This window comes from Candidatus Hydrogenedentota bacterium (genome assembly GCA_019695095.1).
Lineage (GTDB): Bacteria > Hydrogenedentota > Hydrogenedentia > Hydrogenedentales > SLHB01 > JAIBAQ01.
Window position 1 is genome coordinate 1 of sequence record JAIBAQ010000183.1, and the last position, 11,771, is coordinate 11,771.

Consider the following 11,771-nt stretch of genomic DNA (forward strand, 5'->3'; position numbering starts at 1 on the left):
TATTCCTCGGCGGTGTAGGGCCCAAGACCCGCCAATTCAACATGGTCGTAGCCAATCTCCTTGACCCGCTTTAGCGAACCTGGAATGTCCTTTTCCATGTGGTCCCGTATCGTATAGAGCTGCAGCGCGAAAGGAAGACTCGCCATGGTATTACTCTCCTTGTCATAAGGTTTGCTGTTCTCGGCTATTTGCGGGGCAGTGCGTCGCGCATTCGCTCCAGGTAACTCTTTACACCGTCCCGGATCTGACGCGCAACCACTGGACTGATGAGGCGCGCCACTAGAAAGTTCACCTCCATCTCGCAATCCATGCGCTCGGTATACTCGATGCGCGTCTTGTTCTTGCCCACGGAAGTAAATGTGGCGATACCCTCGGAATGCATGTTCCCTTTGCCTACGGATTTCCATTCGAGCACGTTGTCTGACGTGAACGTCCACTTGCAGGAGTGCTCGCCATTAAAGGTCACTCCGATTTCGGTGCGCGGCTCAAGCACGAGTCTCAGGGTGTCACTTCGTACTTTCTTCCACTGCTTGACATCCCCGTAGTGCGTAGCGATGGTCTCCAAATTGCTGAAGTGCGCTTTGGCGGTTTCGATCGGCGCGTTCACCGTGAACGTTTCCGTGTGTTCACCCGAGTATCGCGCCATTCGCCGTGCCCTCCCTCGTTATTGGTACGCCACACTGCCTATGGTTCAACCTGCTTTGCGAAGTCTTCCTGGATATGCGCTCCGGACTGGTTTCTGCGACACGAAATCGTGCAGGCGTCGGAGAGTAAAGATGAAGTTCCGAGTAAGGTTAGCCAATGGGGTAGCGTTAACAGGGAGTACGACCGTCAAACACGGTTCGGCCGCCTTCATGCGTTTGCCCACCACGGCACCTCCTTTGTGCGCGTTGATCTCGCACACCGGAGTTGCATTTTCACCAGGAAACGATAGCTGAGTCAAGAGAAAACGGAGGAGAGGTACACCCCAGCTTTTATGGACACAAACACGCGGACTCTTCCCCTGTAACTGCGCGGGGCTGCTCGCGACTGCTCGTCAGCCCGGATTTCTCACGAACACACTTGAACTTCTGTCGTAACAAGTGTGTTGGCGAGACTTGCGGCTAAAGACAAAGCGGTTCTCCAAAAACAGAGTGTGCTCGCGAGAAATCCTCATGGCATAGCTTCAGAGTCTTGCACGTGAGCACTTTGCGTCGGCGCTCATTCGCGCCGGTGCAGATTGCGGACTAGGAGGAACACTCCTTCAAGACGTCCAGAATCTCGCGGACCGCAGCGTCCAATCCAATAAAGACAGCGCGCGCGATGATGTTGTGTCCAATGTTCACTTCATTCAGGCCGGGTATCGAGGCGACGGGTCGCAGATTGCGGACGGTTAGGCCATGTCCCGCGTTAAAAATGAGGCCGCTGCCAATCGAGCGCGCCGCAGCCCCAACCAGCCGCTGCAATTCGTTCGAGACATCGAGATCGCCCGCGTTGGCGTACGCCCCCGTGTGAAGCTCCACATAGTCGGCCCCGGCTTCCGCGCTCGCATCCACTTGATGCAGGTCCGGGTCGATAAAGAGACTAACCTTGATACCCGCGTCGTGAAAACCTTTCACAACGGTTTTCAGCCGCTTCACTTGGCCCGCCACGTCTAGGCCGCCCTCGGTGGTCACTTCGGAACGATTCTCCGGCACGAGGCACACCGTGTGCGGATGAATGCGATGGGCAATGCCGATGATCTCGTCCACCGCGGCCATCTCGAGGTTCAATCGAATCTGAAGCACTTCCTTCAGCAGTTCCACGTCTCGGTCCTGTATATGCCGGCGGTCTTGGCGCAGATGGACCGTGATCTGATGAGCACCACTGAGTTCGCAGATCTTGGCCGCGGTAATAACGTCCGGGTCCTTTTCCATTCGCGCCTGGCGGAGCGTGGCTACGTGGTCAATGTTGACTCCAAGCTCGATCATGCTACCTCTTAATTGCCTATTGGGGTTTGGGCGCTGTCTCCGCGCCTTCCGTTTCTTTCGGTGTCTCTGCGGCCGTTTCGGCCTCCGCCTTGCGAAATTCTGAAGATGCCTTGGCCAGCGCGTCCCGGAATTCGGACATGGCCTTCGCTAGTCCCGCGGCCATTTCGCTCGCTGCCTGACCGCTGTCCTTCGAGAATGCTTCCCACTTCTTCGTCAACTCGCCCTGCTTTGACTCGAGATCCTTCAACGCTTCACGCAGCTTGGTCTGCGCTTCCCCGGTCATCGTCTCAGCCTTTTCGCCCAACGCCTTCTGCTGACGCTCGAATTCCGTCTTTAACAGATCAATCTGTTTTCCAAGTTGCTCTTTGCTGGCGGCTGCCGCCTTCTCCGTGATGTTCCCGACCGCAGACTCCATGGATTTCCTCACTTCGGACATGGAATCCTTTAGAGACTGATCGACCGGCGCGTTGGTTGCAGATTTGTCCGCGCTGCAACCGGCGAGCATCACTGATACAAGTAATATGCATAACGCTGCTCGCATCATGACTTCCCCTCCGATGGTTTCTCGATGAGCTCCAAAAGGTGCTTTGCGAGATCCTCGTCCAACTGATTGAGCGCCGTATATTCACGCAATACGGCCTCACGGTTTCCCAGCGCCGCATACACCTCGCCTCGCGTCATGTGTGCCACGGCGTAACCAGGGTGAATTCGCAGTGCCTCGCTTGCCGCTTCGATGGCCTCCTGATGCTTGCCCAATTCCAGCAATGCCGCCGCCCGATTGTTGTGCGCCTTGGCGTGGCCGGGCTGCGCGCGCGTTGCTTCGGTCCAAGCTCGAAGCGCCTCTTCGAAACGTCCTTCGGAATAGTGCTCGTTCCCTTCTTCCAGCCATTCCTCGACACTCTTGGCCGGTTTGGCGGGCGCCGCGGGCGCCGCGGGTGTCGCAGGTGCGGGCTTTGCCGGTTTCACGGGCGGCGCAGCCTTCGGTTCGGGCTCCCGTGCGGCCACAGGCGAGACCGTTTCCTCGGCAACCGCCTCACGCCGCGGACTTTTCTCAATGACCAGGCGCCCGGAACCGGGAAGCGTGACAGGCACGGAGAATCCCTGCGTTGCCGGGAGCTTCAGTTCGATACGCACCTTTTCCATGGCCGAATAGGCTTCTTTGTCCGAGGGCATTCGGTCAAGCGCCTCGCGAAAGGCCTCGTACGCCTGTTGCTTCTGCCCCTGCGCGTAAAACACACATCCCAGGTCATACGGGATCTGAGGATCGCTTTGGTCCAGTTCTCTCGCCTTTGAATAGGCAGCAACTGCCGCTTCCGCTTTGCCCAGCTTGAAGTGGCAGTAGCCCACATTCGAATGCGCCACGGCGGAATTCGGATCGCGAATCGTCACGGCCTCGAAAAACGTAAGCGCTTCGGTGTAGTTTTCAAGCTCCGCGAACCGCACGCCTCGGTCAAAGAGAAACCCGGTTCGTAGTCCTTCTTTGAGTGTCGCCATTGGCACCGACCCTTTCCACACACGTCGTTTCTCTGTTCACCTTCTCCACCGACTATTTTAATGAGAATGGACCCCAGACGCCACCGGCTGAGGACGAAAAACGGCATCGACCACATTGCGGACGTATTGCTCATCCGTAATCGCATACGTCGCCTCCTCGGGAAAAGCCGCCAACGTGCGGAAATGCGCTGCAATTTCGGCGAAAAGCTCAACGCGCGCCTGGGGTTCGAGCGTGTCTCGGCGCACAAGCGCCTGCAGCGCAATGCGAGCCTCATCGGGAGAGATTCGCTGTCTCAGACGCGCCTCAATGTGCGGATAGTCGCGAAAGGAGTTGTACTTGCCGGCGAGAATCTGATCGAGATTGGGGCTGGTCGCTTTGGTCGTTCGAACGACGATCGTGTTGGCCGCCAGATCGCCCAAACGCTGCGAACGGCGGCTAAGCAAACTCGCAATTCCCCCAACAAGATACAAGAAGGGAAGCATGTCCGCGGCGCGCAGAAGATTACGTATGATGATCTGGTTGAAACGAAGGCGCAATCCTTGCGCGTCCATCACACTAAGCCGGAACAACCACTTGCCAACGGTCTGGCCGCGCCACAGCCACTCCAGCGCCATGTTGTAGCCCATGTTGATAACAAACACGATCACCGCATACGCGGCGCCTGCCCAGTCCCCCACAAAAAGCAGAAATTGGCCGAATATGATAAAGAACGAAAACAGATAGGACGCAATCAGGACCAACGTCGATATCGCTGCGAAGTCGACGCCCCATGCCAGAAACCGCACCACGGGTCCCGCGAGTTGGAGCGAAAATACGATCCCTTCAGGAGTCTGGATATCAAGGACATTGGCTCGCACGCGCTTCACGGCGCACTCCGATCTTCTCGGCGTGACCGCTTCTCTCGCCCGGCAAACAGCAAATACGCCGCCAGACAAATAAGCTCGACACCCCCGAACGATATCTTCACTACATAGGGGATGACGGGCTCATGGTATTGAGACAAAAACGACTCCACAAATCCGGCCCATGCCAGCATAATCGCGACACCCGCCATCAACGTCACCAAATCAGGGGCAATCACGCGCAGGCGTCCACGCACCGAATGCCGATCGCGGCCTCCGATGAGTGCGGCGCCCAACACCAATCCTGCTTGTCCCGCTATGAGAATTGCAGGGATTTCCACCGAACCGTGCGGCAGCAGCCAACCGATCAAAAACGTGGTCTCGTGCGCGCGGATGTAATCCAGGCACACGGCCCCGAGTATGACGCCGTTGTAGAAGAGCAGAATGGCCGACCCTATTCCCCAAAACACTCCAACCGCCATCGTCATGATGGCGACTTTCGTGTTGTGCGTGAAGTACCAACTCATGCCCTGCGCCTTCATTCCCGCCATTTTGTCGTCTTCAGGAACCTCTTCCTCCCGCTCGACGCGCTCCCGCGGATCAATCTGCAGGTTCGGGAACGGCATCAACACGTCTTTCGCCTCGGCATCGTGTTGCACGGCAAACCCGCCGAATAGAATGCCAACGAGCGTGATGCCGCACGACACGCCAAACGCCCATTTATGCCTCCGGAACGTCTGAGGGAATGTCTTCAGAAACCACTTGAGCGGCGAGAAACGCTTCTCGCGATCGCGTTCCTCGTGAATCTCCGCATACGCGCGCGCGACCAGCGATTCGAGATAGTGCCGCAGCTCGGGCTCGGAAGCGAAGGTAGTCAACTTGGAAAGACCCGTCGCCGTACGTTCATAGAGATATTGAAGTCGGCGCGCTTGCTCCAGCGTCATCCGATACTCCATGTTCACCGACGCGAGCGCAAGCAACTCCTCAAGCTCTTTCCAATGCGGGCGCTCTTCCTTCAGAAATCGCTGCAAATCGATGATCACCGATCACTCCTTCGCCGCATCATCAGATTAGCTGCCTCCGTTTTACGTCCATATATTGCGTTACAAGCTGGCCGCACATGCTTTCGTGCTCGAGAAGAGAGAACGAGACTCCTCGACGGTGCAAAACGCGCTCCAACTCGCGCAGATCATGCCAGCGAAGATGGCCCGCGAGGTCGCGGTAGACATCGTCCAGAGACTCCGCGCCGGTATTGGAGAAGATCGGCTGAACGCGCGGCGGAGTAATCATGCCCACGAGCGCCAAGTGTTGCCTGCGAACGATCTCGATGTTTCGCACAAAGCTCTCGGCAAGCACGGCGTCGTCGAGATTCGTGAGAAACAGCAACAGCGCGCGCCGTCGCAAACGCAACCGTATGAACGAGAAAACCTCGTCGAAATCGGGATTCACAATTTGCGGTTCGAGTGTGTAAAGCGCGTCCCGGCAGGTGTTGTAGTGCGCTCGTCCATTTCTTGCGCGGACGAATGACCGCACACGATCGCCGAACGTGAGAAGTCCGAACAGATCGCCTTGGCGTTCCGCCGCCGCGCCCAGTATAAGGGCCGCCGAAATAAACCGTTCGAGATGCGTAACTTCGATGCTCGAACTTTCGGCGCGATTGATGCCGCCGCTGGCCGGCATATACACCGTGCGTCCGCTAAGACGCGATGTGTCGATTATGACGTAGACTTCCTGGGTACGTTCGAGTTGATAAACCTTGGTGACAGGCTTGCCGCGCTTGGCCGTGGCCTTCCAGTGAATCTCGTCGTACCCGTCGCCGGAAATGTACTCGCGCAACTTCTCGAATTCGCGTCCTTGCCCGACCTGTCGCTGCGCATGGATTCCGAACACGCCGCGCGGAAGAAACAATGCGGCCACATATTTGCGCTCGTTCATTAGATTCGGATACACGCGAATCTCGGCATCAACCGGGTTTGAAGTGCTGTAGGTCCACAATCGCAACGGCGACATGCATTGGTAATAGACGTGAGATAACCGGTAATTCCCGCGCTTGGTCGGCGTGACAAGCCACGGCGCACGCGACACCGAGACGTCGCCCGGTATGTAAACGTCCAAGGACTCGGCGTCGGAACCGATTTCGCGCGGAAACGGAAGTCCCACGGTCAATCGCGACTCTTTCTCCCGCTCGCTGTGCACTTGCAGTTCCACCGTGCCTTCACGGTCTTTTGTCAAGCGGATTACGTCCGGAAGCAGAATGCGGATGCCGCGTACGCGGCTGTGCGCCATCATCGCATCCAATACAGCGACAGCGATGGTAAGCAGAACGACCGCAAGCAACACCGGCGCTAGATGCGGTTGCATCACCGCGACACCGCCACACGGGACGATCACAAACGCCGTCACCAACAGCAATATGAGGCTTGGAGCAATCATCTCGGGACCGCCACGTCCTCCAAGACCTTTCCGATAATCTCGGAAACCGTCATCCCTTCAATCTCGTATTCGGGCCGAAGAATCAGCCTGTGCTCAAGCACCGGCGTGGCCATCGACTTGATATCGTCGGGAGTCACAAAATCGCGTCCGGCAATCGCCGCGCTCACGCGAGACGACAGCAGAATGGCCTGCGTCGCGCGCGGGCCCGCTCCCACTAGAATGCTCGGATGCGTACGCGTAGCACGGACGAGGTCGACCACGTATCCGATCAACTCGTCCCGTACCACGACCGAAAGCAGACTGCTTCGCAATGCCGTCAGCTCGGCCTCCGTAATGATCTGCCGGACGGCCCCCGAAGCCAGGGTTGCCTCGGGTGATTCCTTACCCAGCGTGCGGCTGGCCAGCGACAACTCCTCGTCCCGGTCAGGACACACCATGCTGATCTTGAGCATGAAGCGGTCCTTCTGAGCTTCCGGCAACGGATACGTGCCTTCGTACTCGATGGGATTCTGCGTCGCAAAGACGGTGAAGTTGTCCGGCAATGCGTGCGTATCGCGGTCAATGCTGACGTGGCGTTCCTGCATGGCTTGAAGCAAAGCGGATTGCGTCTTTGCGGGCGCCCGGTTAATTTCGTCGGCAAGCAGAAATGTCGTAAACACCGGCCCTTTCACGAGCGTGAAACTGTTCTGCTGCAAATTGAATACGTTGGTGCCCGTAATGTCCGTCGGCATGAGATCCGGCGTAAACTGGATGCGCGCAAAATCGCATCCCAGTACACGGGCCAGCGTACGCACCAACAACGTCTTCGCCACCCCCGGCACACCTTCGATTAATGCGTGCTGGTTAGTGAGGATCGTAATCAGGGCCTTGTCGATCACGTCCTGCTGGCCAATTATGACCTTGGCCATTTCCGCGCGGGTCAGCTCAAGCACATCTTTCAGTCGGTTCAGTTCAGCTTGCACGCGCTCACTTCCTTTCCGTCGTGATGCGAACCATCTCTCGGTACGCGAGCACCAGGTCCACGGGCTTTGTGTTGCCTGCCGCGTGGGCGTCGAGAACAGTCTGCATCTTTTCCAACTTCTTCTGGCTATCGGGTCGCCTCATGCCGACCGCGCGTTTCCACTCGTTCACACACGTCCCAAGCAAATCAGAAGGTTTGATGCTGCGGCGCAGCAAATTGGTTAAACCCTCCGCCGCCTCCCGTCCCTTGGAATACCATGCGCTCTGGTCAAACTCGTCCTCGTACGGTGGCGTCAGCCGAACAAGGTTTCTCCAGAAAAAGAGCAAAACCAGCGCCGCGAATCCAAATACGAATCCGTGCAGCCCGTACTTGCGAGCGAGCGTCATCACCCCTTGCCTCTCGGAAATCCCCAAATGCATCTCATCGAAGACGGCCCGTTCGCTCGGGCCCATTAATCGTGCAATGACTTCCGTTTCCGGGCTCTTGCGCATGGCTTCATTGCTGAACAGATACGAATCGGTCAGCATAACGAGCGTGCCGTCTCCAATTTCGCGCTGAACGGCAACAGGCTTGCCATCACATTCGTAGAGTGTCTTCCACGCGGCATCTGATGGTTTGAAATACGCTATGCTGTGCCACTCGAGCGAACTCGGCAATGTCTCGCCGGGCACGCTCATCGCCTCCAGATCGCGCCGGTCCTCTTGTCCATCGCCTGTCGGGGATTTGGGCCTGTCAACATCTATCTTCCACACCTCTCGCAAATCAACAGGCTTCCCAAGGTCTTCGCCGTCTTCCTCGCCATCTTCTCCCCTACCCCTGAGTCTACTCCTCCGCTTCTCCTCCTCTTCGCTCTGGGAATTGCGGAACTGCGTGTAGAGGTCTTCGTCGCCGCTGTACGTGCGAGTCGGCGCAAATGCGACCACCAAGCGCCCCCCCGCATGCATAATTGCGGCAAGAGCGTCGGCCGATTGTTGCGTTTCCTCCCACCACGCCAATTCCGGGGGCACACCGAGAATGAAGACTGTGGGCGGCGGCGAGACTGATAGTCGCTTCATATCTCGCGTATTGCGCTCAGTCGTGATGGAAGGAATGCGCTCCAGCGCTTCGTACAGCGCTTTCGTGCCGAGCGGATCGGATCGCAGCGTCGAATACGGCGGATAGACATCGCCGACTTCATACCGCAAAAGAAAGAGATGCGCCGCGCCCGCGAAAAAGGCCGCGAACATGGCGAGCAATCCCACGGTTATCCATCGGTTACCGTTGCGCAACGGCGGTCATCCTTTGTTGATTCTCCGTAAACTGCCTCAAGAACTCGTCTGTGACCGAATGATTGCCATACCAGACACGCTCGAAAAGAAATGTGTTCTTCGAAAAAGCGTCGAACAAATCCGGTTCCGCATGCGCGCGCCGTTTAAGCTCGCGTTCGTAATCACGGTTCGATTTGTGCTTGGCCAGCAGAATCATCTCCCTCCGTGCGAGGTGCGCAAGACAAGCCAGAAACATCGCCCGCACTGCCAGACGCAACTCACCGCGCTCAAGCAGGTCGCGCGCCATCGCAACCCAACCATCCTCGGGAAGCGCGTCCGCCCCGACAGCTTCATTGGCGATGTCAGGAACATCCGTCACAACGGGGCTCGCGTGCACCGTAACTCGGCGCCAAGCTCCCTGCCTCCAGAGTCGGTATAGGAAAATGGCCAACAACACGACGACAAGAACAATCAAACACCGCATCATGATCTCTGGAAGCGCTTGCCACGAAAACGTGGGCACGCTTGGATTGATATTCCAGTCAGGGATAAAGCCGCGAGCCCAATCAATGAACCTGCCAATCTGATGCTTCACCCACTTGAATACATTGCGAACCGCCTCCTCAATCATGTCCACAAAGGAGGTCAAAAAACCTTTCTGGGCTTCAAGAGGCTCGCGAGGCAAGCGCCACGCGTATTCCGCCTGAGCTATTACCTCCGCGATATTCCGGTCAAGCTCTTCCGCGGATACTCGCGTCGTAACCTCCGCGCCAGGTTGAAGGCCGGCCTCGACCGGCGCTTCAGCGGCGCAGGCCATCGTCGCGCACAAAGAAGCCGCAATCACAACAAGCACGGTCAATGCCGCCCGCCCCAGAGATCCTTGCTGTATAAGCTTCAATTCCGCGCGCAAATCGCGACCCGTCTTCAGCGACTCTCCATAGAAACAACGAATCGCAAATGCCGTCTTCACGAGCGGATCGAGCACAAGATACGTGAGCGAACAGACGATAGCGTAAAACGTCGGAGACGTAAACGTGCCTCCCTGTACGATGACCGTCTCGATTCCGGCAAATGTCTGCAACATCCAAGGAAACGCAAACAGGCAAAAGCCGATGTTCGCTGCCACAAGTACGCCCATCGGACAGAAGATCATCGTCACGAACATGTACAGCACCGTGTAGAAATAGAGAAGCGAAGTCGTCCAGTACGGAGAGAATTCCTCGGCAACAGGTATCATCACCAGCATGAGTATCGCCGCCGTGACGACGAGGTACGGGCTCAATAGCCATATGACAATATGATTCTGCCTTGGCCAGAGCTTGGACAAGCCTACAGCATGACGCCCCGACTCCCATACACCTTCGTCGGTTCGCTCGCCAAGGACAGTCATGCTCTGATACCAAGCGTACACCCACGGAAAAGGCAGCAACAGCACGAACGACATCGGCAGCAAAAGCAGCCCCGAAGGTTGCACGATAGTCTGCGTAATAGCCATGCGCACAAAGCGCTTCCACGTCCACGAAGGGGGCGGGGTTTGCGCAATTCGCGCGGATATGAGCGAGGCAAATATCGACTGGCAACACTTCATCCAGACGAAAAGTACCGCCAGCCCCAGCGACCCCAATGCCAGGTGTTGCTGGGCATTGGCGCTTTGACTCATGTCTCCCCAGAAATAAAGCAATGCGAGAATGAACGGCAACGCGCCCATGTAGTAGATGGCATGGATACTCGCCGGTGCGTAACGAAGCAGATAGATCGCCTCTTCGACGATTTCAAATCCTCCCGCTATCGCTTCGGAACGCTTACTCAAAGTTCCGCTTCCTCTTGGGTCATTCCCAGAATATCGTCGTGAAACTCCGACGGAAGATGCAGCAGTGCTCGCCCCAGCATGAAAAAAATAAACCACAGCATCAAAAAGCAGAATAGGGCCTGTCCCACGCGCGCCAGCCGCCGCCAACGCCTCGATTCCTTCGCGGAAGGCGCAAAACTCTGCTTCAGACACGACGCGCACACCACACGATCGTCGTGTTCGGTGATGCATTCACGGCAAAAGTAGCGCCTGCATTCCGGACACCGGGCGACCGCCTCCCGGCGCGCGTGATTGAAACAACGTTGTTCGCTGAGATGATGCTGATGCATGGGCACTAAGCTACCGGGGCGCAGGAGTTAAATACAAGAGCCGTGACGCGCTCACGATTCGGACTTGGCCGCTTCCACGCCGCGAAAGGAAACGAGATAGCTGCGCAGGAATACGAGTCCTATCGAACCGAATATCAGGTCGCACACGGAGGCCACCGTATTGACCACCATCATTAGTATTTGCCGGGGGCGAGCCAACTCCACATCTTGACCTTGCATGCCAAACTGCCATTCCATCTGATTCATCACTTCGTAGATGTAAATGGCGACCGCCAGAAAGCAGGCATAGACAAATAGGCTCCATACCGTGTTTCGCAGAGGAGATGACATGTCGCTGCGGTGCTGCCGGACCAACGCCGCCACAATAAGGCACAGGAGTACCAGCGTCATGATAAGCATCAGCGGATAATTCGCCAACGGCGGATACACGATACCCGCTAGGCGGATGACCGCGTCCAGAAAGAGAAAAATAAAGAGAGCCAGGTGCACGTTTCCGGAATCGCGTCGCAAGACGCGCGCCGCGCGGGAAGCAGCCACCGGCGCCTGTGCAGCAGGCGCCCACTGTCCAGTAGGCATGCGCTGTTCAATAGTCGCTTGAGCTTCGGGCGTCGCGAATATCGCCGCAATCGTCTCCGCGGCGGCTTCCGCAGTCACCGTACCCTGAACGGTGTCAATGATGGGGCGCAAGGATGCGATGGCCTTTCG

General features: G+C 57.1%; 12 protein-coding genes. All 12 read right to left on the bottom strand.

The features are described from left to right. Positions 1-184: 184 nt before the first annotated feature. The gene (locus tag K1Y02_21340; protein MBX7258921.1) at positions 185-646 is read right to left on the bottom strand and encodes a hypothetical protein; all 462 of its coding nucleotides are present in this window, start codon (positions 644-646) and stop codon (positions 185-187) included. Positions 647-1,226: 580 nt separating this feature from the next. Next, the gene (locus K1Y02_21345; protein MBX7258922.1) at positions 1,227-1,949 is read right to left on the bottom strand and encodes a pyridoxine 5'-phosphate synthase; all 723 of its coding nucleotides are present in this window, start codon (positions 1,947-1,949) and stop codon (positions 1,227-1,229) included. 16 nt (positions 1,950-1,965) lie between these two features. Continuing rightward, positions 1,966-2,493, bottom strand: a complete 528-nt coding sequence (locus K1Y02_21350) for a hypothetical protein (GenBank protein ID MBX7258923.1) — start codon at positions 2,491-2,493, stop codon at positions 1,966-1,968. After that, positions 2,490-3,443, bottom strand: a complete 954-nt coding sequence (locus K1Y02_21355; protein MBX7258924.1) for a tetratricopeptide repeat protein — start codon at positions 3,441-3,443, stop codon at positions 2,490-2,492. Before K1Y02_21355 ends, K1Y02_21350 begins: the two co-directional genes overlap by 4 nt. A 57-nt stretch (positions 3,444-3,500) precedes the next feature. Continuing rightward, on the bottom strand, positions 3,501-4,310 hold the full coding sequence (locus tag K1Y02_21360) for an RDD family protein (GenBank protein ID MBX7258925.1): 810 nt from the start codon (positions 4,308-4,310) through the stop codon (positions 3,501-3,503). Continuing rightward, positions 4,307-5,329 carry a stage II sporulation protein M gene (locus tag K1Y02_21365; GenBank protein ID MBX7258926.1) on the bottom strand — a complete coding sequence of 341 codons (1,023 nt, stop codon included), beginning with the start codon at positions 5,327-5,329 and terminating at the stop codon, positions 4,307-4,309. Before K1Y02_21365 ends, K1Y02_21360 begins: the two co-directional genes overlap by 4 nt. A 22-nt stretch (positions 5,330-5,351) precedes the next feature. Then, positions 5,352-6,719 (bottom strand): DUF58 domain-containing protein, encoded by a 1,368-nt coding sequence (locus K1Y02_21370; protein ID MBX7258927.1) that lies wholly within the window; start codon positions 6,717-6,719, stop codon positions 5,352-5,354. After that, a complete protein-coding gene (locus tag K1Y02_21375; GenBank protein MBX7258928.1) occupies positions 6,716-7,627 on the bottom strand; it encodes a MoxR family ATPase in 912 nt (303 codons plus the stop codon). Before K1Y02_21375 ends, K1Y02_21370 begins: the two co-directional genes overlap by 4 nt. Before the next feature lie 58 nt (positions 7,628-7,685). Then, positions 7,686-8,948 (bottom strand): DUF4350 domain-containing protein, encoded by a 1,263-nt coding sequence (locus K1Y02_21380; GenBank protein ID MBX7258929.1) that lies wholly within the window; start codon positions 8,946-8,948, stop codon positions 7,686-7,688. Next, positions 8,935-10,737, bottom strand: coding sequence for a DUF4129 domain-containing protein (locus K1Y02_21385; protein ID MBX7258930.1), 1,803 nt, complete (start codon positions 10,735-10,737; stop codon positions 8,935-8,937). The genes K1Y02_21380 and K1Y02_21385 overlap by 14 nt, the downstream gene beginning before the upstream one ends. Further along, complete coding sequence (locus K1Y02_21390) at positions 10,734-11,066, bottom strand: rhomboid family protein (protein MBX7258931.1); 333 nt, start codon at positions 11,064-11,066, stop codon at positions 10,734-10,736. The genes K1Y02_21385 and K1Y02_21390 overlap by 4 nt, the downstream gene beginning before the upstream one ends. Before the next feature lie 51 nt (positions 11,067-11,117). Further along, the coding region (locus K1Y02_21395) for a hypothetical protein (protein ID MBX7258932.1) at positions 11,118-11,771 on the bottom strand (654 nt) is incomplete at its 5' end.